Annotated in this window: 26 protein-coding genes; 16 read left to right on the top strand and 10 right to left on the bottom strand. The window is 61.4% G+C overall.

The annotated features are described in order from the left end of the window. Positions 1-67: 67 nt before the first annotated feature. Both ABRP30_RS27400 and ABRP30_RS27405 read right to left on the bottom strand, forming a co-directional pair. Positions 68-685: a cytochrome c gene (locus tag ABRP30_RS27400; protein ID WP_267819669.1), complete on the bottom strand. Its 618-nt coding sequence runs from the start codon at positions 683-685 to the stop codon at positions 68-70. A gap of 31 nt (positions 686-716) precedes the next feature. After that, positions 717-1,019, bottom strand: a complete 303-nt coding sequence (locus ABRP30_RS27405; RefSeq protein WP_349975541.1) for a c-type cytochrome — start codon at positions 1,017-1,019, stop codon at positions 717-719. Between the two features lie 193 nt (positions 1,020-1,212). On the opposite strand from ABRP30_RS27405, the gene yihA reads away from it, so the two are divergent. Continuing rightward, positions 1,213-1,845 (top strand): ribosome biogenesis GTP-binding protein YihA/YsxC, encoded by a 633-nt coding sequence (gene yihA / locus ABRP30_RS27410; RefSeq protein ID WP_012316856.1) that lies wholly within the window; start codon positions 1,213-1,215, stop codon positions 1,843-1,845. 368 nt (positions 1,846-2,213) lie between these two features. Here the strand turns inward: yihA and polA are convergent, their stop codons facing one another. Next, positions 2,214-4,961, bottom strand: a complete 2,748-nt coding sequence (polA, locus tag ABRP30_RS27415; protein ID WP_349975542.1) for a DNA polymerase I — start codon at positions 4,959-4,961, stop codon at positions 2,214-2,216. 74 nt (positions 4,962-5,035) lie between these two features. Here polA and ABRP30_RS27420 point away from each other — a divergent pair, with 74 nt between their 5' ends. Both ABRP30_RS27420 and ABRP30_RS27425 read left to right on the top strand, forming a co-directional pair. Continuing rightward, positions 5,036-5,323, top strand: a complete 288-nt coding sequence (locus ABRP30_RS27420) for a DUF2782 domain-containing protein (protein ID WP_013970316.1) — start codon at positions 5,036-5,038, stop codon at positions 5,321-5,323. A gap of 69 nt (positions 5,324-5,392) precedes the next feature. Beyond that, positions 5,393-6,343 (top strand): homoserine kinase, encoded by a 951-nt coding sequence (locus tag ABRP30_RS27425; RefSeq protein ID WP_241806803.1) that lies wholly within the window; start codon positions 5,393-5,395, stop codon positions 6,341-6,343. A gap of 107 nt (positions 6,344-6,450) precedes the next feature. Here ABRP30_RS27425 and ABRP30_RS27430 read toward each other — a convergent pair whose 3' ends face one another. Next, the gene (locus ABRP30_RS27430) at positions 6,451-7,359 is read right to left on the bottom strand and encodes a metal ABC transporter solute-binding protein, Zn/Mn family (protein ID WP_349975543.1); all 909 of its coding nucleotides are present in this window, start codon (positions 7,357-7,359) and stop codon (positions 6,451-6,453) included. Positions 7,360-7,425: 66 nt separating this feature from the next. Here ABRP30_RS27430 and zur point away from each other — a divergent pair, with 66 nt between their 5' ends. The 4 genes from zur (at position 7,426) to ABRP30_RS27450 (ending at position 10,291) form a co-directional block, all read left to right on the top strand. Beyond that, a complete protein-coding gene (zur, locus tag ABRP30_RS27435; protein ID WP_241806808.1) occupies positions 7,426-7,911 on the top strand; it encodes a zinc uptake transcriptional repressor Zur in 486 nt (161 codons plus the stop codon). After that, positions 7,908-8,681 (top strand): zinc ABC transporter ATP-binding protein ZnuC, encoded by a 774-nt coding sequence (gene znuC, locus ABRP30_RS27440; RefSeq protein WP_241806809.1) that lies wholly within the window; start codon positions 7,908-7,910, stop codon positions 8,679-8,681. Before zur ends, znuC begins: the two co-directional genes overlap by 4 nt. Further along, a complete protein-coding gene (gene znuB, locus ABRP30_RS27445; RefSeq protein ID WP_241806811.1) occupies positions 8,674-9,456 on the top strand; it encodes a zinc ABC transporter permease subunit ZnuB in 783 nt (260 codons plus the stop codon). The genes znuC and znuB overlap by 8 nt, the downstream gene beginning before the upstream one ends. A 127-nt stretch (positions 9,457-9,583) precedes the next feature. Beyond that, positions 9,584-10,291: a PA5502 family lipoprotein gene (locus tag ABRP30_RS27450; protein WP_349975544.1), complete on the top strand. Its 708-nt coding sequence runs from the start codon at positions 9,584-9,586 to the stop codon at positions 10,289-10,291. A 51-nt stretch (positions 10,292-10,342) separates the two neighbouring features. Here ABRP30_RS27450 and katE read toward each other — a convergent pair whose 3' ends face one another. Beyond that, the gene (gene katE / locus ABRP30_RS27455) at positions 10,343-12,487 is read right to left on the bottom strand and encodes a catalase HPII (RefSeq protein WP_349975545.1); all 2,145 of its coding nucleotides are present in this window, start codon (positions 12,485-12,487) and stop codon (positions 10,343-10,345) included. Between the two features lie 226 nt (positions 12,488-12,713). Between katE and ABRP30_RS27460 the strand changes: the two genes are divergently transcribed. From ABRP30_RS27460 to ABRP30_RS27470, 3 genes are all read left to right on the top strand, one after another. Then, entirely contained in the window at positions 12,714-13,721 is a 1,008-nt protein-coding gene (locus ABRP30_RS27460; protein ID WP_241806815.1) for a methionine ABC transporter ATP-binding protein, read from the top strand. Beyond that, the gene (locus ABRP30_RS27465; protein WP_039603885.1) at positions 13,721-14,392 is read left to right on the top strand and encodes a methionine ABC transporter permease; all 672 of its coding nucleotides are present in this window, start codon (positions 13,721-13,723) and stop codon (positions 14,390-14,392) included. Before ABRP30_RS27460 ends, ABRP30_RS27465 begins: the two co-directional genes overlap by 1 nt. Before the next feature lie 64 nt (positions 14,393-14,456). Beyond that, positions 14,457-15,227, top strand: coding sequence for a MetQ/NlpA family ABC transporter substrate-binding protein (locus ABRP30_RS27470; protein WP_241806817.1), 771 nt, complete (start codon positions 14,457-14,459; stop codon positions 15,225-15,227). Between the two features lie 94 nt (positions 15,228-15,321). On the opposite strand, the gene ABRP30_RS27475 is transcribed toward ABRP30_RS27470, so the two are convergent. Then, the gene (locus ABRP30_RS27475; protein WP_349975546.1) at positions 15,322-16,848 is read right to left on the bottom strand and encodes a PLP-dependent aminotransferase family protein; all 1,527 of its coding nucleotides are present in this window, start codon (positions 16,846-16,848) and stop codon (positions 15,322-15,324) included. Positions 16,849-16,937: 89 nt separating this feature from the next. On the opposite strand from ABRP30_RS27475, the gene ABRP30_RS27480 reads away from it, so the two are divergent. From ABRP30_RS27480 to ABRP30_RS27490, 3 genes are read left to right on the top strand one after another with little or no spacing between them, the layout of a single operon-like run. Next, the gene (locus tag ABRP30_RS27480; protein WP_349975547.1) at positions 16,938-17,567 is read left to right on the top strand and encodes an FMN-binding negative transcriptional regulator; all 630 of its coding nucleotides are present in this window, start codon (positions 16,938-16,940) and stop codon (positions 17,565-17,567) included. A gap of 12 nt (positions 17,568-17,579) precedes the next feature. Next, complete coding sequence (locus tag ABRP30_RS27485; protein ID WP_241806820.1) at positions 17,580-18,026, top strand: GNAT family N-acetyltransferase; 447 nt, start codon at positions 17,580-17,582, stop codon at positions 18,024-18,026. 14 nt (positions 18,027-18,040) lie between these two features. Continuing rightward, complete coding sequence (locus tag ABRP30_RS27490; RefSeq protein WP_349975548.1) at positions 18,041-18,715, top strand: GNAT family protein; 675 nt, start codon at positions 18,041-18,043, stop codon at positions 18,713-18,715. Between the two features lie 3 nt (positions 18,716-18,718). On the opposite strand, the gene ABRP30_RS27495 is transcribed toward ABRP30_RS27490, so the two are convergent. Then, the gene (locus tag ABRP30_RS27495; protein ID WP_349975549.1) at positions 18,719-19,618 is read right to left on the bottom strand and encodes a homocysteine S-methyltransferase family protein; all 900 of its coding nucleotides are present in this window, start codon (positions 19,616-19,618) and stop codon (positions 18,719-18,721) included. Between the two features lie 105 nt (positions 19,619-19,723). On the opposite strand from ABRP30_RS27495, the gene ABRP30_RS27500 reads away from it, so the two are divergent. Further along, positions 19,724-20,545, top strand: coding sequence for an ABC transporter substrate-binding protein (locus tag ABRP30_RS27500; protein ID WP_241806823.1), 822 nt, complete (start codon positions 19,724-19,726; stop codon positions 20,543-20,545). Further along, positions 20,542-21,363, top strand: coding sequence for an amino acid ABC transporter permease (locus ABRP30_RS27505; RefSeq protein WP_241806824.1), 822 nt, complete (start codon positions 20,542-20,544; stop codon positions 21,361-21,363). The genes ABRP30_RS27500 and ABRP30_RS27505 overlap by 4 nt, the downstream gene beginning before the upstream one ends. Before the next feature lie 136 nt (positions 21,364-21,499). Here ABRP30_RS27505 and oadA read toward each other — a convergent pair whose 3' ends face one another. Together oadA and ABRP30_RS27515 are read right to left on the bottom strand one after the other, a co-directional pair. Then, positions 21,500-23,308, bottom strand: a complete 1,809-nt coding sequence (gene oadA / locus ABRP30_RS27510; RefSeq protein WP_241806826.1) for a sodium-extruding oxaloacetate decarboxylase subunit alpha — start codon at positions 23,306-23,308, stop codon at positions 21,500-21,502. A gap of 98 nt (positions 23,309-23,406) precedes the next feature. Next, the gene (locus ABRP30_RS27515) at positions 23,407-24,822 is read right to left on the bottom strand and encodes an acetyl-CoA carboxylase biotin carboxylase subunit (protein WP_012316877.1); all 1,416 of its coding nucleotides are present in this window, start codon (positions 24,820-24,822) and stop codon (positions 23,407-23,409) included. Between the two features lie 205 nt (positions 24,823-25,027). Here ABRP30_RS27515 and ABRP30_RS27520 point away from each other — a divergent pair, with 205 nt between their 5' ends. After that, a complete protein-coding gene (locus tag ABRP30_RS27520; protein ID WP_241806870.1) occupies positions 25,028-25,975 on the top strand; it encodes a LysR family transcriptional regulator in 948 nt (315 codons plus the stop codon). Here ABRP30_RS27520 and ABRP30_RS27525 read toward each other — a convergent pair. Then, positions 25,917-26,135 (bottom strand): PA3496 family putative envelope integrity protein, encoded by a 219-nt coding sequence (locus ABRP30_RS27525; protein ID WP_349975550.1) that lies wholly within the window; start codon positions 26,133-26,135, stop codon positions 25,917-25,919. The two genes, ABRP30_RS27520 and ABRP30_RS27525, sit on opposite strands and share 59 nt — an antisense overlap. Positions 26,136-26,227 lie beyond the last annotated feature (92 nt).

Consider the following 26,227-nt stretch of genomic DNA (forward strand, 5'->3'; position numbering starts at 1 on the left):
GGGCGGTCCGCGCCGCCCTTTCATCTTTAGCGTTGCAGCATTAACCGAATGTTAATGCGCAGCTATCTCAGTGAAGGCCCTGGATATAACTGGCCAACGCTTCGATATCATGGTTGCTCAGCTTGCCGGCTATGGTCCGCATGGTCATGGCATCACCATCGTTGGTGCGGTTGCCCTCGCGGAAGTCGGTGAGCTGCTTGGTCACGTATTGCGAATGCTGGCCACTCAGGTGCGGGAAGCCGGCCAGCGCGATGCCTGCGCCATTGGGGGAGTGGCAACCGGTGCAGGCAGGCATGCCTTTTTCCAGATCGCCACCATTGAACAGCGCCCGGCCACGCTCGACCAACTTGGGGTCGGCGGCGCCGACGCTGCCTTTCTGGCTGGCGAAGTACGCGGCGATGTCGGCCAGGTCCTGATCGTTGAAGTTGGCCAGCATGCCGGTCATCTCCAGCACGGTACGCTTGCCGGACTTTATGTCATGCAACTGTTTTTCGAGATAGCGCTGGCCCTGGCCGGCCAGTTTGGGGAAGTTGGGCGCCAGGCTATTGCCGTCGGGGTTGTGGCAGGCACCACAGATGGCGGTTTTGGCCTGGCCGGCGGCGGCATCGCCTTTGATAGTTTCTGCAGCAGTGGCCGCACCTGCGACGCCCATGGTCAACAGCAGACTCACGACTAGTTTGTTCATCAGCTAATCCAACACGGCTAAGGGTGAAATGTTATGTAGCGGGACTGCCGCTCATCCAAAGGATGACCAAACGGTAGTCCTCGGCACTGCAGTCCATGCACAATCCACGCGGCGGCATAGCCTTGAAACCCTGAGTCACATGAGCCGTGAGCACCTCCATGCCTTGCGCCAGCCTTGGCTCCCAAGCTGCCCGGTCACCCTTCCTGGGCGCCTGTGGCAACTGCCCGGCGTGACAGGCCGCACACGTGCGGTTGTACAACGCCTCGGGATCCTGTGTAGCCTGTGCGCTGAAAAACGGCAGGAACATACCGACAGCTAGCAGCCATTTCGCCATGCGAAACGACCTGACAGGGTTGGGGGACGCGCTGCGTTCTGATGCGCGAGCTATTGTTCGACACCCCATGCCCGTTCTCCTTCGCTGGGAGAATGAGCACACAAATACTGGGGCATTATATACTTCCGCCATCCAAACGGAAACGACACCGCTTGCCGGCCTAGGCTTTGGCAACACCCACATCGGATATCCCATGCAAGTCAAGAACCCCATCCTCGGCCTCTGCCAGAAAGCCACCTTCGCCCTCAGCGCTGCCAAGGTCGAACAATGCCCGGACGACCAGGGTTACGAGGTGGCTTTCGCCGGCCGCTCCAACGCCGGCAAATCCAGCGCCCTCAATACCCTGACTCATGCCAGCCTGGCGCGAACCTCGAAAACCCCAGGGCGCACCCAGCTGTTGAATTTCTTCAGTCTGGACGATGAACGGCGTTTGGTCGACCTGCCCGGTTACGGATATGCAAAAGTCCCGATCCCACTCAAGCAGCATTGGCAGCGTCACCTGGAGGCCTACCTGGGCAGCCGCGAATGCCTGCGCGGCGTCATCCTGATGATGGATGTGCGCCACCCGATGACCGACTTCGACAAGATGATGCTCGACTGGGCCCGGGCAAGCGGCATGCCGATGCACATCCTGCTGACCAAGGCCGACAAGCTGACCCACGGCGCAGGCAAGAACACGCTGCTCAAGGTGCAGTCGGAGATCCGCAAAGGTTGGGGGGATGGCGTGACCATCCAACTGTTCTCGGCACCCAAGCGCCTGGGGCTGGAAGAGGCCTACAAAGTGCTGGCGGGCTGGATGGAGCTGGAAGACAAGCCGGTAGCCTGAGGCGACTTCATCGCCGGCAGGCCGGCTTGCCCACCCTGTGGGCGCCGGCTTCCTGGCGAGGGCCGGTATCGCCAGGGCAAATTCCGGGCAAAAAAAACCCCGGACTTCGTATGGGGAGGGGGAAGTTCGGGGTTCAAGTCTGGACCGCTAGGGCGGGGTCCAGGTATCTGCCAACACTTAACACAACATAGGAGCATCGAAGGGCTTCACCAGCCATTCAGTTACTCTGAGTCCCGCTTCACCGGTTTAGTTCCAGAGCCCTCAAAACTATTTGCGATAGTTTCATGAAACCGTGGTACTAGTGGCATCGAGCCATGCCAGGATCCGCGTCACTGCAACCCGGATCCTACACAGGTTTCTCTGCTCAATCAGTGAGCTTCGTCCCAATTCGAACCAACGCCAACCTCGACCAGCAGCGGTACATCCAGTTGCGCGGCCTTGCTCATGTGCCCGCGAATTTCATCTTTCACCTGCTCGACCAGGTCCTCGCGCACTTCAAGCACCAGTTCGTCGTGGACCTGCAGGATCACCCGCGCATCGAGGCCGCTTTCGCTGAGCCAGTTGTCCACGTTGACCATCGCCCGTTTGATGATGTCGGCGGCGGTACCCTGCATCGGGGCGTTGATCGCCGTGCGCTCGGCGCCCTTGCGCAGGGCCGGGTTCTTGGCGTTGATGTCCGGCAGGTAAAGCCTGCGGCCGAACAAGGTCTCGACGAAGCCTTGCTCGGCAGCCTGGGCCCGGGTGCGTTCCATGTAGGCCAGGACGCCCGGGTAGCGGGCAAAATAGCGGTCGATGTAATCCTGCGACTGCTTGCGGTCTACGCCGATCTGCTTGGCCAGGCCGAAGGCGCTCATACCGTAGATCAGGCCAAAGTTGATGGCTTTCGCACTACGACGCTGATCGGTGGTGACCGCTTCCAGGGCCACGCCAAAAACTTCCGCCGCCGTGGCACGGTGCACATCCAGATTGTTGCGGAAGGCATGCAGCAGGCCTTCGTCCTTGGCCAGATGGGCCATGATGCGTAGTTCGATCTGCGAATAGTCCGCCGCCAGCAACTTGTAGCCCGGGCTGGCGATGAACGCCTGGCGGATACGCCGGCCTTCGGCGGTACGGATAGGGATATTCTGCAGGTTAGGGTCGCTGGACGACAGGCGCCCGGTGGCGGCCACGGCCTGCTGGTAAGACGTATGGATACGCCCGGTTCGCGGGTTGATCTGGCCCGGCAACTTGTCGGTGTAAGTGCTCTTGAGCTTGCTCAGGCTGCGGTACTGCATCAGTACCTCCGGCAACGGGTAGCCTTGCTCGGCCAACTCGTCCAGTACCGCTTCGGCCGTGGATGGCTGGCCTTTGGCGGTCTTGCTCAGCACCGGCATGCCGAGCTTGTCATAGAGGATCGAGCCGAGCTGTTTGGGCGAACCGAGGTTGAATGCCTCACCCGCCAACTCATAGGCCCGACGCTCGAGGTCGGCCATTTTGACGCCCAACTCCCCGCTCTGAATCTGTAACAGCGCAGCATCGACCAGCGCGCCCTGGCGCTCGATCTTGGCCAGCACCGGCACAAGCGGCATCTCGATATCCATCAGCACCGGCTGCACGCTAGGGGTCTGCGCAAGGCGGGCCTGCAGCGCCTGATGCAAGCGGAGGGTAATGTCAGCGTCTTCGGCAGCGTAAGGGCCGGCCTTGTCCAGGTGGATCTGGTTGAAGGTCAGCTGTTTGGCGCCTTTGCCGGCGATGTCTTCGAAAGCGATGGTGGCGTGGTCGAGGTACTTCTGCGCCAGGCTGTCCATATCATGACGGGTCGCAGTGGAGTTGAGCACATACGATTCAAGCATGGTGTCATAGGCCACGCCCTGCATGTGGATCGCCGGCGAGCCATTGGCAAGGATGTTGATATCGTACTTGGCGTTCTGCCCTACCTTTGCCTTGGCCGGGTCTTGCAGAAGCGGCTGCAACGCCAGCAACACGGCTTCGCGATCCAGCTGCAGCGGCGCGCCTTCGTAGTCGTGAGCCAACGGTACGTAAGCCGCTTCATGGGGTTCGACAGCGAAGGACAGGCCGACCAGCTGTGCCTTTTGCGCATCGAGGCTGGTGGTCTCGGTGTCGAAGGCGAACAGCGGTGCCTGACGCAGCTTCTCCAGCCAGGCGTCGAAGCGAGCCTGATCGAGGATGGTTTCGTAGTTGGGCTCGACCTTGGCCGCAGGCGCCTGCACGGGTGCAACTTCATCGCCGGCCCTGGCCGCGTCCCGCTGCACGTCGGCGATCCAGCTCTTGAATTCCATCTCGGTATAAAGCGCCAGCAGTGCTTCACGGTCCGGCTCGCCGCACACTAGCGCATCTACCTCGATGTCCAGCGGCACGTCGACTTTGATGGTCGCCAGTTCGTAGGACAGGAACGCCGCATCACGGTGCTCTTCGAGCTTGGCCGGCAGGCTCTTGGCGCCACGGATCGCCAGCGCCGGTACCTTGTCCAGGTTGGCGTACAGGTCTCTCAGGCCGCCACCGATGCCGGTCAGCAGCCCTACTGCGGTTTTTTCACCGACCCCAGGTACACCCGGGATGTTGTCGACCTTGTCGCCCATCAGGGCGAGGAAGTCGATGATGTGCTCCGGGCCGACGCCAAACTTCTCATGCACGCCAGCTACATCCAGCACACTGCCGGTCATGGTGTTGACCAGGGTAACGTGGCCGTCTACCAGCTGCGCCATGTCCTTGTCACCGGTCGAGATGATCACTGGCCGCCCCTTTGCCGCACTGCTGCGCGCCAGCGTGCCGATCACGTCGTCGGCCTCGACCCCCTCGACGCACAGCAGCGGGTAACCCAAAGCCTTGACGCTGGCATGCAGCGGCTCCACCTGTACCCGCAGGTCGTCTGGCATGCTGGGGCGGTTGGCCTTGTACTCGGCGAACATGGCATCGCGGAAAGTACCGCCCTTGGCATCGAACACCACGGCGAACAGGCTGTCGGGGTATTGCTTGCGCAGGCTCTTGAGCATGTTCAGCACACCCTTGACCGCGCCGGTGGGCATACCCTTGGAAGTGGTCAACGGCGGCAGCGCGTGGAAGGCGCGGTAAAGGTAGGAGGAACCGTCCACCAGGACGAGGGGCGCTTGGCTCATGAGCAGAATCAACCTTTTCGGCGGGTCCGGAGCTAGAATAGCCGGATCAATGACGACAAAGGGACAAGGTTATCATGCGTACACTCAATCGCCTGTTACTGCTCGGCCTGTTGGCAACCATGCCTGTCGTCACCCTGGCAGCGGATGACGCTCCCTCGGCAGATCCCGAGGTAACCATTCGCACCGAAGGCGATAAAACCATCCAGGAATACCGGCAAAACGGCTTCCTGTATGCGATCAAGATCACGCCGAAAAACGGCAAGCCTTATTTTCTGGTACGCGCCGATGGCTCTGATGGCAATTTCATTCGTTCCGACCAACCGGACATGCTGATCCCGTCCTGGAAGATCTTCGAGTGGTAATCTGACGCGTATCGTTCACATCAACCTGGCACTTCCCGGCGGAAGTGCCCGTATGGGCATTCTTTCATCATGTCAGTCTTCACCCCCGTGACCCGGCCTGAGCTGGAAACCTTTCTGGCGCCGTATCAGCTGGGCCGTCTGCTCGACTTCCAGGGCATTGCCGCCGGCACCGAAAACAGCAATTTCTTCGTCAGCCTCGAACAGGGGGAGTTCGTCCTGACGCTGATCGAGCGCGGCCCCAGCGAGGACATGCCGTTCTTCATCGAGCTGCTCGACACGCTGCACGCCGCCGATATGCCGGTGCCTTACGCCCTACGTGACCGTGACGGCAATGGCCTGCGCGAGCTGTGCGGCAAGCCGGCACTGCTGCAGCCGAGGCTGTCGGGCAAGCACATCAAGGCGCCGAACAACCAGCACTGCGCCCAGGTAGGTGAGCTGCTGGCGCACATCCACCTGGCCACCCGCGAGCACGTCATCGAGCGCAAGACCGATCGCGGCCTGGACTGGATGCTCGCCAACGGTGCCGAGCTGATGCCACGGCTCTCGGCAGACCAGGTTGCCTTGCTGCAGCCCGCGCTGGACGAAATCATCGCGCACAAAGCGCAGATCCTGGCATTGCCCCGGGCCAACCTGCATGCCGACCTGTTCCGCGACAACGTGATGTTCGAAGGCACCCACCTGACCGGCGTCATCGACTTCTACAATGCCTGCTCAGGGCCGATGCTGTACGACATAGCCATCACCGTGAATGACTGGTGCCTGGATGAAACCGGTGCGATCGATATGCCTCGTGCCCAGGCCCTGCTGGCAGCCTATGCCGCGCTACGGCCGTTCACGGCAGCCGAGGCCGAGCTCTGGCCGCAGATGTTGCGGGTAGGGTGCGTGCGTTTCTGGCTGTCGCGTTTGATCGCGGCCGAGTCGTTTGCCGGGATGGATGTAATGATCCATGACCCTGCCGAATTCGAAGTGCGTCTGGCGCAGCGCCAGCAAGTGGCCTTGCACCTGCCGTTCGCACTCTGATCTCCGTGCCCTGACGCTGGCAAGCCAGCCCCACAGGTGCCGCACAGCGCTTGAATGCCATGCGGTCGAAGTGGGGCTGGCTTGCTGACGACAGGCCAGTACAGGCGCTAGAGCTGCTCCAGGCAGCCTGCCAGGTCACCGCCCAGCTTTTCCAGCAAATGCTCGTAGCCCTGGGCATCCACTGGGTCATTCCCGCCCAATGCATCCAGCTCCGCCAAGCGCACCGGCAGCCCGGCCGTCAGCGTTTCAGCCAAGCGCGGCCGCAGCGGCGGCTCACTGAACACGCAGGTTTTGCCCACTTCCTGCAGGCGCTTGCGCATGGCCGCGACATGCTGCGCGCCAGGCTGCACCTCGGCGGCCACACTGAACACACCCGTGTGCTTGAGCCCATAAGCAGACTCAAAGTAGTCAAAGGCTTCGTGGAACACGAAGTAAGGTTTGTCGGCAATACCCGCCACCCGCGCCTTGATGCGTGCATCCAGGCTATCGAGGCGCCCGGTGAAGGCTTTCAGGTTGCTCTGGTAGCGCGCAGCGTTGGCAGGGTCCGCAGACGCCAGGTCCGCTGCCATCTTCGCCGCAATCACCCTGGCGTTGACTGACGACAACCACAGATGCGCGTCCAGGCTGCCCGGACGATGATCATGATCATGATCGTCATGCGCTTCTTCATCGTGTGAATGGCTGTCCTCGCCAAAGTGACGCAGGTGCATACCCGGTAACGACTGCACAGCCACGACAGGCTTGCTGCGGCTGCCCAGCACCCGCGGCAGGAAGCCTTCCATGTCGGGGCCGATCCAGTACAGCAGATCGGCATCGCCGACGCGGCGCACGTCGGATGGGCGCAGGGCGTAGTGGTGTGGCGAAGCACCCGGAGGCAGCAGCACTTCGGGGGTGCCTACCCCGTCCTGCACAGCGGCGGCAATCTGCTGCAACGGTTTGATACTGGTCAGCACACGGACGTCGGCTTGCGCCGAACAGGCGATAAAAGCGACAAAAAGCACAAGCAATCGGGGCACGGTGAATACTCGAATCGATAGAAACGGGTAACATAATAACGTCTCTGTCCAGAACCGTCGCTGCCCATGTCCATCACGCCGCTGGCCCACCGCCCCCACGATCACTCTCACTGCGTGCACAGCGCCCTGACCGAGGCTGAGGTGCTGTGCACGCGCCAGGGCCTGCGCTTGACCGCCTTGCGCCGGCGTGTGCTGGAGCTGGTGTGGCAGAGCCACAAGCCGCTGGGCGCCTACGACATCCTCGCCGTGCTCAGCGAACAGGATGGCCGTCGTGCTGCGCCACCTACCGTTTATCGGGCGCTGGATTTCCTGCTGGAAAACGGCCTGGTACACCGCATCGCCTCACTCAATGCCTTCATCGGTTGCAGCCACCCAGAGCACGTGCACCAAGGCCAGTTCCTGATCTGCCGCGAATGCCACATCGCCATCGAACTGGAGCAGGACAGCATCAGCGATGCGATCCTCGCCAGCGCCAAGGGCGTGGGCTTCAGCGTAGAAACGCAGACGGTGGAAATTGTCGGCCTGTGCGGCAATTGCCGGGGCGCGGCATGAGTGATGCACTGATCCGCCTGGAGCAGGTTGGCGTCACGTTCGGTGGCGAGGCCGTGCTCGACAGCATCGACCTGTCGGTGGCGCCCGGCCAGATCGTTACACTGATCGGGCCCAATGGCGCAGGCAAGACCACCCTGGTACGCGCTGTGCTCGGGCTGCTCAAGCCGCATCGCGGCACCGTCTGGCGCAAGCCGAAGCTGCGTATCGGCTACATGCCGCAAAAAATCCAGGTGGACGCGACCCTGCCGTTGTCAGTGCTGCGCTTTCTGCGCCTGGTACCCGGTGTTGGCCGGCAGGCCGCGTTGTCGGCACTGCAGGAAGTGGGCGCCGAACAGGTCATCGACAGCCCGATCCAGACCATCTCCGGCGGCGAGATGCAGCGTGTGCTGCTGGCCAGGGCGCTGTTGCGCGAGCCCCAGCTGCTGGTACTGGATGAGCCGGTACAAGGCGTGGACGTGGTCGGCCAGACCGAGTTGTACAACCTCATCACCCGCCTGCGCGACCGCCATGGTTGCGGTGTATTGATGGTCTCGCACGACTTGCACCTGGTCATGAGCGCCACCGACCAGGTGGTCTGCCTCAACCGCCATGTCTGCTGCTCCGGCCACCCAGAGCAGGTCAGCAACGACCCAGCCTTCGTCGAACTGTTCGGCCAGAACGCACCGAGCCTGGCCGTCTATCACCACCACCATGATCACAGCCACGACCTGCATGGCTCGGTGGTCGCCCCTGGCCCACATGTACATGGAGACCACTGCAAGCATGGCTGATTTTCTTCTTTACGCCCTGCTCGCGGGTCTTTCCCTGGCGCTGGTGGCGGGCCCGCTGGGCTCTTTCGTGGTGTGGCGGCGCATGGCCTACTTCGGCGATACCTTGTCCCACGCAGCGCTGCTGGGCGTGGCCATGGGCTTCGTGCTGGACGTCAGCCCGGCGCTGGCGGTAACCGTGGGGTGCCTGTTGCTGGCGATCCTTCTGGTGACCTTGCAGCAACGCCAACCATTGGCCTCCGACACGCTGCTCGGCATTCTCGCCCCCAGTACGTTGTCGCTGGGCCTGGTGGTGCTGAGCTTCATGCACGATGTACGCATCGACCTGATGGCCTACCTGTTCGGCGACTTGCTGGCCATCAGTACCACTGACCTGGCCTGGATCCTGGCCGGCAGCGCGCTGGTGCTGGTGCTGCTGGCAGTCCTTTGGCGACCGTTGCTGGCGGTTACCGTTCACGAAGAGCTGGCGATGGTCGAAGGCCTGCCGGTCGCAGGCCTGCGCCTGGCGCTGATGCTGCTGATTGCCGTCGTCATCGCCGTCGCCATGAAGATCGTCGGCGTGCTGTTGATCACCTCTTTGCTGATCATCCCTGCCGCTGCGGCGCAGCGCCATGCGCGCTCGCCAGAGCAGATGGCATTGGGGGCCAGCCTGCTGGGCGTCACGGCCGTCTGCGGTGGCCTGGCCATGTCCTGGTTCAAGGACACCCCGGCCGGCCCGTCGATCGTGGTCTGCGCGGCAGTGCTATTCTTGCTGAGCCTGGCCCTGCCCAAACGTTGAACTCCAGGGTGCGCCATGGCACACCCTGCAACCTTTTCGCGGGTAAAGGGTCTGTAAGACTTGTTTTCGAGCGTGCGCACCTGGGTGTAGACTTGCTCGCTTTTTGCGCAAATAGAGAGTCGCAGGAATGAAGCCGTTCGCATCCCGTTATCTGCTTGTTGCCGCGTTTTCCCTGTTCCTGGCCGCTTGTTCGAGCGCGCCGGTCGAGCAGACAGGTGCACCTGCCCAAGCCGATGCCTGGCAGCAGCTGCAGCAAAGCATCAACAGCAATGAATTGGCCACAGCCGAAGATCAGCTGGCCTCGCTGCAGGCTCAATCGCCAGACGATGCCCGCCTGGAACACTACCAGCGGCAACTGGCTGAGGCTTACCTCAAACGCAGCCAGATCGTCCTTCAGAAGGGCGACGTAAACGCTGCCGCAACCGCTCTGGCACGCGCCCGCGCCCTGATGCCACAGGCCCCTGCCGTGACTGGCGGGGACGCGGTCTCGCAGGCACGCAAGGCTGAGCTGGAAAAAGCCGAGGCTGCCTTGAAAGCTGCCGAGGCCAAGCCCAAGGCGCGGGTGATTGACCCGGCTGCGCCCAGCACGGTCATTGCGCTGAATACCACGGACATCCGTGCCATGCGCCGACAGCTCGATGAGATTGCCACTGATGTGGTGAATTATCAGTGCGAAGTGGTGTTCCAGGTACCTCGCACCGAAGATGCACCTTGGTTGAAGACCTTGCTGGAAAAGCGGGTTCGCAAGATCGACAGCGGGTTCGAACTCCAGCAAAAGCACGAGATTCAGCGCACGCTGCCCGCTCAGGTGGTGTTGGTACCCCATCAGCGTTGATACTTCAGGGCCCCATCGCCGGCAACCGGCGATGGGTATCGCAGCGACGCCCTACGCAGGAATCGCTTCTGCAGCAGCCTCCCGCTCCCAGACCCGATGCCCTTCCACGGCTTTGACGAAGGCATCCACTGTCTTCTGATCATCCCCTAGCAGCAGGCCCTTGTCCTCTTTCAGGCCCAAGCTGCCGACCAACGCTTTGGCCTCTTTGGCCAACACCATCGCCTTCAAATGCTTGTAACCCTCAAGCAGGAAGTGCTTGGCGACGCCACTGCCGCTCAAGGCATCGATTGAAGCCTTACCTCCCGGTACCACTATCGCGTCGAACATGACCGACGGCATACCCTCGATCGAAGCGTCCACCGGCAGTGGCTTGCCATCGGCGCTCTTCACCGGCGCCGAAGATGGCCCCAAGAGCATGGGCCGCGCGCTTTGTGCTTCGAGCGCCTTGACCAGTTTGTCGACGCTCGCGGAGTCCACGCCATCAGCGACCACAAGGGCAATCTTGCGTCCCTTGATGCCCACATCACCAGGGTGGTTCATCTGGCTCAAGGCCTTGGACTGCGCAAGCTTGCTTGCTTTGACCTGAACCGTACCCTGCTTGGGCGCCGGCAAACCGAGGTTGGCCGCCACTGCCGCTGCCAGCTTCAAATCGATATTGGCCAGAATCTCATTGACCTCACGCGCGCGGATTGCTTCGCGCTCCACCTTGCCCAATTCGAAGCTGTAAGCCTTGATGATGTGCTGCTGCTCGGTCGGGCTCATGCTCTGGAAGAACAGCCGCGCCTGCGAAAAGTGATCGCCGAACGACTCGCTGCGCTGGCGGATCTTGTGTGCCTCGATGCGCTCCTGATAGCTCTCGAAGCCACCATCTTGCGCCGCCGGCGGCGTTTCCCGCGGCCAGCCGCCATCGATCGAGTTGGGCTCGTAGGAAGCACGGCCCTTGTCGATGGTCATGCGATGCATGGCATCACGCTGGCCACTGTGGTTCGGCGCTACCGGCCGGTTGATCGGGATCTCGTGGAAGTTAGGCCCGCCAAGGCGGCTGATCTGGGTGTCGGTATAGGAGAACAGGCGGCCCTGCAGCAGCGGGTCGTTGCTGAAGTCGATGCCCGGCACGATATGGCCAGGGCAGAACGCCACCTGCTCGGTCTCGGCGAAGAAGTTGTCCGGGTTGCGGTTGAGCACCATCTTGCCAAGCGGCGTCACCGGCACAAGCTCCTCGGGGATCAGCTTGGTCGGATCCAGCAGGTCGAAATCGAACTTGTGCTCATCAGCTTCCGGAACGATCTGCACACCCAGTTCCCACTCGGGGTAATCGCCCGTCTCGATCGCTTCCCACAGGTCGCGGCGATGGTAGTCAGTGTCCTTGCCTGCCAGCTTCTGGGCTTCGTCCCACAGTACCGAATGCACGCCCTGGCGTGGCTTCCAGTGGAACTTGACGAAGCTGGCCACGCCTTGGGCATTGATCAGGCGGAAGGTATGCACGCCAAAGCCCTCCATCATCCGCAGGCTGCGCGGGATGGCGCGGTCGGACATGGCCCAGATGACCATGTGCGCCGACTCTGGTACCAGCGAGACAAAATCCCAGAACGTGTCGTGGGCCGAGCCGCCGGTGGGAATTTCGTTGTGCGGTTCAGGTTTGACCGCGTGTACGAAGTCGGGAAACTTGATGGCATCCTGAATGAAAAATACCGGCATGTTGTTGCCAACGAGGTCGAAATTGCCCTCATCGGTGTAAAACTTGACGGCGAAACCACGCACGTCGCGTACGGTGTCACCCGAGCCACGTGGCCCCTGCACGGTAGAAAACCGCACGAAGACCGGGGTGATCTTTTCCGGGTCCTGGAGGAAACCGGCCTTGGTCAGTTCGCTATGGTTGCCGTAGCTCTGGAAGTAACCGTGGGCACCGGTACCCCGGGCGTGGACGATACGCTCGGGAATGCGCTCGTGGTCGAAGTGGGTGATCTTCTCGCGCATGATGAAGTCTTCGAGCAGCGAGGGCCCGCGAGCACCAGCTTTCAGGCTGTTCTGGTTGTCGGCTACCTTCACACCCTGGTTGGTACGCAAGGCCTGGCCAGTGGCATCGCTGCGAAACGCCTCCAGGCTCTGCAGCTTGGCGTTGGTATTGGCGCGGTCGGGGGTCTGCGTGCCGGCGGCCTCACTGTGCTTGGGCGCGTCCGTTTTCTTGCTGGTCATGGTCGGCTTTCCTCATCAGTCTTCAGGCTTGCCCTGTTCGGGCTGGTTCAAGTAGTGACTAGAGGGCTTTGACGAGCGTTCAATCGGGATTACCAGTTGTCGCGTTATGCCTGATGGATTGGTCCATTACGAAATAAATGCTAAGAACACCTATTGGAAAAGGCTAAAATGCGCCACCCCAGCCAACCGCTGACCCAAATTCCATGCGCCCCACAAGGTTCGCTACGTGATCGAGTTCCAACATGTACACAAGACCTACCGCGTCGCCGGTAGGGAAATCCCCGCTCTGAACCCAACCACCCTGACCATCGAAGACGGCCAGGTGTTCGGCCTGATCGGCCACTCCGGGGCAGGCAAAAGCACCATGCTGCGCCTGATCAACCGGCTGGAAGAGCCCTCGGGCGGGAAGATCATCGTCGACGGTGAAGACGTCACCGCCTTCAACGCCACCCAGCTGCGCGGCTTCCGCCAGCAGGTCGGGATGATCTTCCAGCACTTCAACCTGCTGGCCTCCAAGACCGTCGCCGACAATGTCGCCCTGCCGCTGACGCTGGCGGGCGAGCTGTCGCGGGCCGAAATCGACAAGCGTGTCACGCAGCTGCTGGCCCGGGTGGGCCTGTCGGATCACGCCAAAAAGTACCCGGCACAGCTCTCCGGCGGGCAGAAGCAGCGCGTCGGCATCGCCCGCGCCCTGTCGACCAACCCGAAGATTCTGCTGTGCGACGAAGCCACCAGCGCCCTCGACCCGCAGACCACCGCATCGGTGCTGCAGTTGCTGGCCGAGATCAACCGTGAGCTGAAGCTGACCATCGTGCTGATCACCCACGAGATGGACGTGATCCGCCGGGTCTGCGACCGCGTCGCGGTGATGGATGCCGGCCACATAGTCGAGCAAGGCTCGGTGGCCGACGTGTTCCTGCACCCGCAGCACCCCACCACCAAACGCTTTGTCCAGGAAGACGAGCAGGTCGATGAAGGTGAACAGCGTGACGATTTTGCCCACGTCCCGGGCCGTATCGTGCGCCTGACCTTCCAGGGCGACGCTACCTACGCGCCGCTGCTGGGTACCGTGGCCCGCGAAACCGGCGTGGACTACAGCATCCTCGCCGGGCGTATCGACCGCATCAAGGATGTGCCCTATGGGCAGCTGACCCTGGCCGTCACCGGCGGCGACATGCAAGCCGCGTTCGACCGCTTCTCGGCAGCTGACGTACATATGGAGGTACTGCGTTGATGGACGCCCTGAATTTCTTCGCCAACGTCGACTGGGCCGAAATCTGGCTGGCCACCATCGACACCATGATCATGCTGTTCGGTTCGCTGTTCTTCACCGTGCTGCTGGGCCTGCCACTGGGCGTGCTGCTGTTCCTCTGCGGGCCGAAGCAGATGTTCGAACAGCGGGGTGTGTATGCGCTGCTGTCGCTGGTGGTCAACATTCTGCGCTCGCTGCCGTTCATCATCCTGCTGATCGTGATGATCCCGATCACCGTGCTGATCACCGGCACCTCGCTGGGCGTTGCCGGTGCCATCCCCCCGCTGGTGGTGGGTGCCACGCCGTTCTTCGCCCGCCTGGTGGAAACCGCCCTGCGTGAAGTGGACCGCGGCATCATCGAGGCCACCCAGTCGATGGGCGCCACCACCCGCCAGATCATCACCAGTGCGTTGTTGCCAGAGGCCCGCCCGGGCATCTTCGCGGCCATTACCGTCACTGCCATCACCTTGGTGTCGTACACCGCCATGGCCGGCGTGGTCGGCGCTGGCGGCCTTGGCGACCTGGCCATCCGCTTCGGCTACCAGCGTTTCCAGACCGATGTAATGGTAGTCACCGTGGTACTGCTGCTGGTTCTGGTTCAAGTACTGCAGAGCGTGGGCGACAAACTGGTCGTGCATTTTTCCCGTAAGTAACCCCAATGGGGTCGGCCTGGCCGACCCGTTCGGGGGCCGTCGCGGCCCTCACAAGGAGTGATTCATGAAGAAGCTGCTTGCTGTCGCTGCCGCTGTCGCGGCGTTTTCGGCCCACGCCGGTGACCTGACGGTCGCCGCTACCCCGGTGCCGCACGCCGAAATTCTCAACTTCGTCAAACCGCAGCTGGAGAAAGAGGGTGTAAACCTGAAGGTGAAAGAATTCACCGACTACATCCAGCCAAACGTACAAGTCGCCGAAAAGCGCCTGGATGCCAACTTCTTCCAGCACCAGCCGTACCTGGATGAGTTCAACAAGGCCAAGGGTACCGACCTGGTCAGCGTTGCCGGCGTGCACATCGAGCCGCTGGGCGTCTACTCGACCAAGATCAAGAAGCTCGACGAACTGCCTACCGGCGCCACCGTGGTCATCCCCAACGACGCCACCAACGGCGGCCGTGCCTTGCTGCTGCTGGACAAGGCCGGGGTCATCAAGCTCAAGGACAACAGCAATATCCTGTCGACCGTGAAAGACGTTGTCGGTAACCCGAAGAACGTGAAGTTCCGTGAGCTCGAAGCGGCCACCATCCCGCGTGTACTGACCCAGGTCGATGCTGCCCTGATCAATACCAACTACGCGCTGGAAGCCAAACTGAACCCGGAAAAAGACGCTCTGGCCATCGAAGGCAGCGACTCACCGTACGTGAACATCCTCGTTGCCCGCCCGGACAACAAGGATTCGCAAGACATGAAGAAACTGGCGGCTGCACTGCACTCGCCTGAGGTGAAGCAGTTCATCACCGAGAAATACAAAGGCGCTGTGGTTCCGGCGTTCTGATCAGCCCCCCGGGCCGCTTTGCGGCCCGACGCCGTGAGCAGCATGCCACACTGCGAGGCCCGCTTTGCGGGCCGTTCGCGATTCAAGGCGGGGTTTATCTCCAAGCCTTGCGCAAGCGCATCAACGCCTCGGCAATCTCCCCTTCTGGTACTGCCGCAAACCCAAGCACCAGCCCCGCACGTTTATCCACAGGCACCTCACTGTCCTCGAGCCAGTAACTGCTAAGTGGATTCACCTCCACACCCACCGCCTCGGCCTTGGCCACCAGCTCTTGCTCGCGCGCAAAGTTATCCACATCGACCTTCACATGCAGCCCCGCTGCAACGTCCGGCATCGCCGCCAGCCCCGACACATCACCAGGCCACCCGGCCTTCAGCACGTTGCGCCGGCTCAGCGCCGCACGGCGCATGCGGCGTACGTGCCGCTGAAAATGCCCCTGAGCCATGAACTCAGCCATCACACACTGGGTTCCCACTTCTGAATGCCGCACTGCCAGCGCCCTGCCCTGGCTGAAAGCCTGCACCAACCGCTCCGGCAATACCAAGTAGCCAAGGCGCAGCGCTGGGAAAGCGATCTTGCCGAAGGTACCGACATACAGCACTCGGCCTTGTCGGTCCAAAGCCGCCAACGGAGCCAGCGGCGCTCCGTTGTAACGGTATTCACCGTCGTAGTCATCTTCGATGATCCAGCCATCCTGGCGCTCGGCCCAGGCCAGCAACGCCAAGCGGCGGGCAAGGCTCATGGTTACCCCTGTCGGATACTGGTACGCTGGGGTGACGTAAACCAAGCGACAGTCGCCAGCGTGGGCAAGCCTGGCGCAGTCCAGGCCCTCTTCATCTACCGGCACGCCTCTCACCCGCCCGCCCGCCACGGCAAAGGCATGCCCGGCGGCACGATACCCGGGGTTTTCCACAGCCACCTCATCCCGCGGTTGCATCAACAGCTGTGCACAAAGGCTTATGGCCTCCTGCGCACCATTGGTGATCACAATTTGTCCAGCCGTGCACGACATGCCCCGTGACCGACGTAGATACGCAGCGATCAACTCACGCAACAATGGCTCGCCCGCCGGATCGCCATAACCAAGCTGCGCTGGATCTGGGTTTCGCCAGAAGCCCGCTTGCAGCTTGGCCCAGACGTTGAAAGGGAACAGGTCGAACGCTGGAACACCTACTCGAAATGCCCGTGACGGGCCGGCTTTTGGGGATGGCAGATGGTTATTTTTCAGACGCTCCAAGCGCTCACTGGAGCGTTCACAGCTGGATAAATCCTCAGTGCTTTCCGGGCGTTTTGTGGATAACCCTGTTGATAAGCCATGGGATAACCGTGTGGACAGTTGTGTGGATAGTTTTGGCAGATGACAAACGTAGGTGCCGTCTCCTACCCGGCTTTCTATGTAGCCCTCGGCGTAAAGCTGGTCATAGGCACGCACCACGCTGTTGCGCGAGAGCGAGAGCATGCCTGCCAGGTCTCGTGTCGCCGGCAGGCGCGTGCCGCTGCTCAAGCGTCCATCCAGCACCCGAGCACGCAGCGCTTTATACAGCTGCTGACTCAACCCTCGGCGCTGATCAAGGACGATCCCGGCAGGGTCGAATGGCAATACCAAAGGGTGCTCGCTCATCGCATTGGACCTATCAAAATCATCGTCAATGGCTCTTAACCTGAACCAATAGCCTGCCTACGATGGAGTCAATCGACAAGGATCGGCTCATGTACAACAGCAAACCGCACCAGGAACACAACCTTGAGCGCCTGCATCAACAGATGCGCGAAACCCGCCTGGCCCTGCTCGTCACCCACGGCGAACACGGCCTGCTGGCCAGTCACATACCCGTGTTGATCGATGCCAGCGAAGGTGAGTTGGGCACCGTTTACGGCCATCTGGCCCGTGCCAACCCTCAGTGGCAGGCCTTGGAGCAAGGTGTAGAAGCCTTGTTGGTATTCACCGGCCCAGACGCTTATGTCAGCCCCAGCTACTACCCGAGCAAGCTCGACAACCCCAAGGTGGTACCCACCTGGAACTACCTGGCGGTGCATGCCTACGGCGCCGCTGAGGTGGTGCAAGGCGGTCCGGGCCTGCTGGATATCGTCAGCCGCCTGACCGACCTGCACGAACAAGGGCGCAGCGCCCCATGGAAAGTCACCGATGCACCCAGCGATTACATCGAAGGCATGCTGCGCGCCATCGTCGGCTTCCGTCTGCCCATCGCACGGCTGCAGGGGGCGCGCAAACTCAGCCAGAACCGCTCGGCGCCGGACATGGAAGGTGTGCGCCAAGGCTTGGCCAGCAGTACCGACCCGCTCAACAATCAACTGGCAGCGCAGATGCGCACGCCCTGAAGGAACATCCCCATGCCGAACATCATCCTGCGCCCCGTCAGCGCCAACGACCATGCTGCATGGCTACACCTGTGGCAGGCCTACCTGCGCTTTTATCAAACCGAACTGGCCGATGAAGTCAGCGCCGTGACATGGCAACGCATCCTCGACCCACAGGAGCCGACCCACTCGGCCCTGGCCTGGCTCGATGGCAAGGCGGTAGGCATGGTCAACTGGATCTATCATCGAACCAACTGGAGCATTGGTAACGCCTGCTACCTGCAGGACCTGTACGTTGACAGCGAGCAGCGCGGCCTGGGCGTTGGCCGTCAACTGATCGAACGGGTCAACGCCAGTGCCAAAGCGGCCGGCTGCTGCAAGGTGCACTGGCTGACGCATGAAACCAACACGACCGCCATCGGCTTGTACGAGCAGGTCGCAGAGCGACCCGGCTTCATCCAATTTCGCCAAACGCTGTGAGACGGGAGCAACGCATGAGTCAACCAAGTCACTGGCAACCTGCAGCCCTGCCCCAGGCCGAGCCGCTTGAAGGGCGTTTCATCCGTCTGGAGAAGCTCGACCCGGCGCGGCATGCCGACGATCTCTGGGAGGTGCTGCAAGGTCCGCACTGCGATCCCGCACTGTGGGACTACCTGCCCTATGGCCCGTTCGCCGAGCGTGGTCCGTTCGATCAATGGCTTGCAGACAATGCTGCCAGCCGCGATCCGCTCTTTTACAGCGTCATCGACCGCAGCAGCGGCCAGGTACAAGGCATGCTCAGCCTGATGTCGATCGTGCCTGCCCATGGCCGCATCGAGATCGGGCATATCGCCTTCGGTGCAGCCATGCAGCGCTCCCCCAAAGGCACCGAGGCGGTATACCTGCTGGGCAAGCTAGGGTTTGAACTGGGTAATCGCCGGCTGGAATGGAAGTGCAACAACGCCAATGCCCGCTCCAAGCGCGCAGCAGAGCGCTTTGGCTTCACCTACGAGGGTGTGTTCCGCAATCACATGGTGATCAAGGGCCAGAACCGCGACACGGCCTGGTACTCGATTATCGATGAGGAGTGGCCTGCCGTGGCGGCGGCTTTCGAGCGCTGGCTGAGTGCCGACAACCAGCGCCCCGAAGGTCAGTCGAAAACGCTGGAAGCCTGTCGCGAGCAGGGCTGAAGTTCAGCTCAGGTTACGCTTGAGCTCAGCGATGTGCTCTGGGCCGATGCCACAGCATCCGCCAAGCAGGCTGGCACCACGCTGGCGCCAGTCCTGGGCCCAGCTCAGGTAACCCGGCGGGTCGAGGTCTTCGCGCAACTCATCCAGGCCATCGTTGGCGGTGGCGTCCTTGGGTTGCGGCGGGAACGCGTTGGCATAGGCGCCGATGGCGATATCCACACCTTGGCGCTCGAACACTTCGCGCGCGGCGTCGATGGCAGCACCGATCACTTCCGGCTGGCTGCAGTTGAACAGCATGGCTTTGACGCCCAGCGTTACCACCGCTTCGGCAGCTGCGCTCACACTTTCACCAGAGCGCAGCATCGGTACGTCGCCGACCTCTTCATCCTGCAAGGTGAACGACACCCACAGCGGCTTGCCGTCTGCAGGCAGCTGGGCGGCAATTGCCTGCACTTCTGCGATCGCACTCTGGGTCTCGGCCAGCCACAGATCCACATACGGTGCCAAGCCCACCACCAATGGGAGCAGGACCTCGGCCACACGCTGCGGCTCGAACAGGTCAGGGCGGTAGGAGCCGAACAGCGGTGGCAATGAACCGGCAACTCGCACTGGCCGTGGGCTGGCATCCGCCGCCGTACGCGCCAGCTGACCAGCGGTGGCGGCCAGGGCGAAGCCTTCATCGGCGAAGCGGTCTTCACCAATGTGGAATGGCACCACTGCATAACTGTTGCTGGTGATCACCCCGGCACCCGCTTCGATATAAGCGGCATGCACCGCCACTACGGCGTCCGGCGCTTCGCTCAGTGCAAGTGCCGACCACTCCGGCTGGCGGAACGGCGCGCCTCGGCGCTGCAGCTCCCGACCCATACCGCCATCAAGAATTTCCAACGTCCGGTCGCCCATATAACTTCCGCTTATATTGATATGAATAATATTCACTGGTGGCTTTAAGCTTATAACTATTAAATATCGAAATCTGTTTTTTTAACAACTTTTTCAGGTGTCTTCATGCGTTTGCCCTCCTTGCTTTGCGCAGGCCTTCTGGCCCTCAGCGCCACCTCTGCAGCCTTTGCCGGTGCCACACTGGACCGCGTCGAGTCGCGCAAGGAAGTCGTCAACGTATTGATGGAGAGCTACCCACCGTTCTCCTTCCTCAATGACCAGAACCAGCTCGATGGTTTTGACGTCGACGTCGCCAAGGCGGTCGCGGCCAAGCTCGGCGTAAAGCTGCGGCTGGAAACACCCTCCTGGGATGTCATTGCTGCGGGCCGCTGGAGTGGTCGCTACGACCTGTGCATCTGTTCGATGACGCCAAGCAAGGCGCGCGCCCAGGTGTTCGACTTCCCGGTCGAGTACTACGCTTCGCCTGCGGTGATCGTGGTCAATGCCAAGGATGAGCGGATTCACTCGGCCAAGGACCTCAACGGCCTCAAGGTCGGCCTGACCAGTGCCTCCAGCTACGAGAGCTACCTGAACAAGAACCTGGTGATCGAAGGCGCGGAAGACAAGAAAATCGAGTACCCCTTCGATTTTGTCCAGATTGCCCCCTATGACACCGACAACGTCGCCTTCCAGGACCTCGGCCTGGGAGCAGGCGTGCGCCTGGATGCGATCCTGACCAACCTGGTGACCGCGCAACCACGCCTGGACCAGGACAAGCGCTTCAAACTGGCAGGCGAGCCGCTGTACGAAGAGCCCAACGCGGTCGCCATCGAGAAAGGCGACCCGGAGTGGGACGCCAAGCTGCGCCAGGTGTTCGCCGAGCTGAAGGCCGATGGCACGCTGGCCAAGCTGTCGCAGAAGTGGATCGGCGCCGACATCAGTAAATGAGCGCCCATCAACCTGCCCCCAAACCCGTCGCCGCCTCGACGGGTTCAAGCCTTTTCGGCTTTCGTACCCGTCTGTACCTGACGTGGCTGGTGTTGCTGCTGCTGTTCGTGGGCTTCTTTCTCAGTTTTGATCTGAAATTCTCGATCATCGTCGAGAAATTCCCCAACCTGGCAGGCTTCAAGCTAGGGCCCAACGGGTTCCTCCAGGGCGCTGCGCTGACCCTGTTCCTGTGCTTGTGCTCCATGGTGATATCGGTGCTGCTGGGCTTTGCCGCCGCCCTGGCGCGGTTGTCAAACAGCGCGCTACTGTTCGGCGTGGCGAGCTTCTACACCTCGTTCTTCCGCGGCACGCCACTGCTGATCCAGATCCTGTTGATCTACCTCGGCTTGCCCCAAGTGGGCCTGGTGCCAGGTGCAATCGCAGCGGGCATCATCGCCCTGTCGCTCAACTATGGTGCTTACCTGAGCGAAATCTTCCGGGCCGGCATCATTGGCGTTGCCGTGGGCCAACGCCAGGCAGCGCTCGCCCTGGGCATGCGCCCGGTGGCGATCTTCTGGCACATCACCCTGCCGCAGGCCATGCGCACCATCATCCCGCCAACCGCCAACCAGTTCATCTCGATGCTCAAGGACTCGTCGCTGATTTCGGTGATGGGTGTCTGGGAAGTGATGTTCCTGGCCCAGTCGTACGGGCGCTCAAGCTATCGCTACCTGGAGATGCTGACGACAGCTGCGGTGATCTACTGGGTGTTGTCGATCCTGCTCGAACTGGCCCAGGCCAGGCTGGAGCGGCATTTTGGCAAGGGCTATCAGCGCTAGGCCCAGCTGCGCCGAGTGATGCGTGAGCTGGCCTTCAGATCGAGCGCCGCGCGCTTCGCCAAGGGCCTGACAGCCACGCAAAAAAAGGGGAGCATCCGCTCCCCAGAGGTTAACCGCTTGTAGATGAGGGCTTATGTCAGCCCTCGATCTCGATCAGGATCTCACCCGGCGTTACGCGATCGCCCTTGGCCACGTGGATGGCTACGACCTTGCCGGCGATGGCCGCCTGCACTTCGGTTTCCATCTTCATCGCTTCGGTGATCAGCACCGCCTGGCCGGCCTTGACGGTGTCGCCTTCCTTGACCAGCACATCGACGATGTTGCCCGGCATGGTCGTGCTGACGTGGCCTGGCGCGCTGGCCTGCTTGCGCTTGCTGCTGCCGCCGCCGACAAATTCGTTGAGGGGCTCGAACACCACTTCTTCCGGCATGCCGTCGATCGACAGGTAGAAGTGGCGTTTGCCTTCTGCCTTGACGCCAACGCCAGTGATGTCGACGCGGTAGGTTTCACCGTGCACGTCGATGACGAACTCGGTCGGCACGCCTTCCCCACCCGGGGCGGCGACTGCACCGGCTTCCGGGATCGGCAGCAGCGCTTCGGGCGTCAGGGTGCCGGCTTCACGCTCCTCGAGGAACTTACGGCCGATATCCGGGAACATGGCGAAGGTAAGCACATCTTCCTCGCTGCGCGCCAAGGCGCCGATATCGGCACGCAGTTTGGTCATTTCCGGCTTGAGAAGATCGGCCGGGCGCACATCGATCACGTCTTCGCTGCCGATCGCCTGGCGGCGCAGTTGCTCGTTGACCACACCCGGCGCTTTGCCATAACCGCCCTGCAGGTACAGCTTCACTTCGTTGGTGATGGTCTTGTAGCGTTCGCCGGCCAGTACGTTGAAGAACGCCTGGGTACCGACGATCTGCGAGGTCGGGGTCACCAGCGGTGGGAAGCCCAGGTCTTCTCGCACCCGTGGGATTTCGGCCAGCACTTCGTTCATGCGGTTGAGTGCGCCCTGCTCCTTGAGCTGGTTGGCAAGGTTGGAAATCATCCCCCCTGGCACCTGGTTGACCTGCACGCGGGTGTCCACCGCAGTGAACTCGCTTTCGAACTGGTGGTACTTCTTGCGCACGGCATAGAAGTACAGGCCGATTTCCTGCAGCAGTTCCAGGTCCAGACCGGTATCGAACTCGCTGCCCTTGAGCGCGGCGACCATCGATTCGGTACCCGGGTGGCTGGTGCCCCAGGCGAAGCTCGAAATGGCAGTGTCGATATGGTCTGCACCGTTTTCCACAGCCTTGAGCTGGCACATGGCGGCCAGGCCTGCAGTATCGTGGGAATGGATGAACACCGGCAGCGACTGCTCGGCCTTCAGCGCCTTGACCAGCTCGCCGGTGGCATACGGGGTCAGAAGGCCAGCCATGTCCTTGATCGCCACCGAGTCGCAACCCATGGCTTCCATCTGCTTGGCCTGGTTCACGAAGGCTTCGATGGTGTGCACGGGGCTGGTGGTGTAAGCGATGGTACCTTGGGCGTGCTTACCAGCAGCCTTGACCGCCTCGATGGCCACGCGCAGGTTGCGCACGTCGTTCATGGCATCGAAGATGCGGAACACATCGATACCGTTGACCGCCGCTTTGGCGACGAACGCCTTGACCACGTCATCGCTGTAGTGGCGGTAGCCCAGCAGGTTCTGCCCGCGCAGCAGCATCTGCAAGCGGGTGTTGGGCAGCGCATTGCGCAGTTTGCGCAGGCGCTCCCACGGGTCTTCCTTGAGGAAGCGCACGCAGGCATCGAACGTAGCGCCGCCCCAGACTTCCAGCGACCAGTAGCCGACCTTGTCGAGCTTGTCGCAGATCGGCAGCATGTCTTCGGTACGCATGCGGGTAGCCAGCAGGGACTGGTGGGCGTCACGCAGGATTGTGTCGGTAACAAAGATCTTCTTGGACATTCTTATCTCCTCATGGCGACAAGCTTCAAGCTACAGGCCGCAAGATAAAGCCGATTCGCTTCAGCTTGCAGCGGGTCGCTCACAGCTTGCAGCTGCATTCATAGGCCTGCGTGGGCGGCGATGGCGGCGGCGATGGCCAGGGCCAGCTCTTCGGGTTTGCGCTTGATCGAGTAGTTGGTCAGTTCAGGGTGGCTTTCGACGAAGCTGGTGTTGAACTGGCCGCTACGGAATTCCGGATTGCGCAGGATTTCCTGGTAGTACGCGGCGGTGGTCTTCACCCCTTGCACGCGCATGTCGTCAAGGGCCCGCAGACCGCGATCCATGGCCTCTTCCCAGGTCAACGCCCACACCACCAGTTTCAGGCACATGGAGTCATAGAACGGTGGGATGGTGTAACCGGTGTAGATCGCTGTATCGGTGCGCACACCCGGGCCGCCTGGGGCGTAGTAGCGGGTGATCTTGCCGAAGCTGGGCAGAAAGTTGTTCTTCGGGTCTTCAGCGTTGATGCGGAACTGCAACGCGTAGCCGCGGTGCTGAATGTCTTCCTGCTTGACCGACAGCGGCAGGCCCGAGGCGATACGGATCTGCTCGCGAACCACATCGATACCGGTAATTTCTTCGGTAATGGTGTGCTCGACCTGCACGCGGGTGTTCATTTCCATGAAATACACCTCGCCATCGGCGAGCAGGAACTCCACAGTACCGGCGTTCTCGTAGTTCACAGCCTTGGCTGCACGGACCGCCAGGTCACCGATGTAGGCACGTTGTTCGGGCGTGAGTTGAGGGCTTGGGGCAATTTCGATGAGCTTCTGGTTGCGGCGCTGGATCGAGCAATCACGCTCGAACAGGTGCACCACATTGCCGAAGCTGTCGCCCAGGATCTGCGCCTCGATGTGCTTGGGGTTGACGATGCACTTTTCCAGGAACACTTCCGCTGAACCAAAGGCCTTGGTAGCTTCGGAGATGACGCGTGGGAAGTTCTGCTCCAGCTCTTCACGGCTATTGCAACGGCGAATGCCCCGGCCGCCACCGCCGGAGGTGGCCTTGAGCATCACCGGGTAACCGATACGCTCGCCTTCGCTCAGCGCTTCGTGAATGTCGGCAACGTTGCCTTCGGTGCCTGGGGTCACGGGCACGCCGGCCTGAATCATGGTGCGGCGCGCTTCTGTCTTGTCGCCCATCCGGCGAATGACTTCAGCGGCAGGGCCGATGAACTTGATACCGCGCTCGGCGCAGATCTCTGCCAGCTCCGCGTTTTCCGACAGGAAACCGTAGCCCGGGTGCAGGGCATCACAGCCGGTTTCCACAGCGAGGTTCACCAGCTTGCGCGGGTTCAGGTAGCCCGCCAGCGGCTCGGCACCAATGCTGTAGGCCTCGTCAGCGCGCTTGACGTGCAAAGCGTGACGGTCGGCGTCGGAATAGATCGCGACAGAGCGAATGCCCATCTCAGCGCAGGCACGCACGATGCGAACTGCGATTTCACCCCGGTTGGCGATCAGGATTTTTTTTATCACTGGAGTCTTCCCAAAGCCGTAGGAACAATCGAGCCGGTTCTACCGGTCGGCGCGTGACCAAGTGTCGTTGGCCAGTCGCATATTCACCCTAGCGCTGTAGGTCGATAAACAAAAATCAATATTTGTTAGGGGCTGTATTAGCAAAAGCTTATAGTTAGGTAACAAGGTTTTACCGGAGCCCATAATAAAAATGCGTAAGTCCTTGATGCGTATGACATTGCGTCAGCTACAGGTCTTCAATGAGGTGTGCGATTTGCGCTCGTACAGCCGCGCTGCCGAAGAAATGGCGCTGACGCAACCCGCCGTTAGTCTGCAAATTCGTCAGCTGGAAGAGCTGGTGGGGCAGCCGCTGTTCGAATACGTCGGCAAGAAGCTTTACCTGACCGAAGCCGCCGAGGCGCTGCAGCGCGCCAGTCGGGATATTTTCGGGCGCCTGGAAAGCCTCGACATGCAGCTTTCGGACATGCAGGGCTCACTGCAAGGGCAACTGAAACTGGCGATCGAGTCCAGCGCCAAATACTTCGTTCCTCACCTGTTCGCCGCCTTCAAGCAACGTCACCCTGAGGTCAACCTGACCCTTACCGTCGTCAACCGCGCCCAAGCGATCCGGCGCCTTTCCGATAACCGTGACGACCTGATCATCATGTCTATGGTGCCGCAGGACATGGGCCTGGAGTTTCTGCCGTTTCTCAACAACCCTATCATCGCCGTGGCGCCGCCGGACCATGCGTTATGCAAACTCGAGCACTTGCGCCTGCAGGACCTGGAGCCTCATACCCTGCTGGTCCGTGAACAGGGCTCAGGCACCCGCAAAGCCTGTGAAGAGTACTTCAAGGACAAGCGTGTGCATTTCACCCAGACGCTGGAGGTAGCCTCGGCCGATGCCCAGCGCGAATGCGTCATCGCCGGCCTAGGCATTGCCTTGCTGACCCGCCATGCCGTGAACATGGAACTGGCCATGGGCGTGCTGAAAGAGTTGCCGGTGGAGGAACTGCCGCTGTACCGCAGCTGGTGTGTGGTGCAGGCAAAGGCCAAGCGGCAGTCACCGGTAGCCTTGGCCTTTTTGGCATTCATCCGCAGCGAACGTGCGCTGATCAGCGCGCTTGTTGAGCGCTTTTCGGGGAATTTGCCGCTGAAGTCTGCCACACCGTGAGGGCCTGCAACTCCGGGTAATCCGCGAGGTCGCGCAGCAGTTGTCGTTGGTCGCAGTAGCTTTCGATCGCACGGCGGTACTCCATGCGGCGCTGATCTTTTTCCTGCTGTTTGCGAGCCTTGGCGCTAGGTAGGTAAGAGCCATCGAAATCACGAGCCATGTCTGTCTCCCTGATCGAGTGCGGGGAGTTCAGACTCGCTTGAATGCTTTACCGTTCTGCTGAGGATTGGTGACAAATCGATGAAATTTGCA

The sequence above is a fragment of the Pseudomonas sp. WHRI 8519 genome, from assembly GCF_040224055.2.
GTDB classification, from domain to species: Bacteria; Pseudomonadota; Gammaproteobacteria; order Pseudomonadales; family Pseudomonadaceae; genus Aquipseudomonas; species Aquipseudomonas putida_X.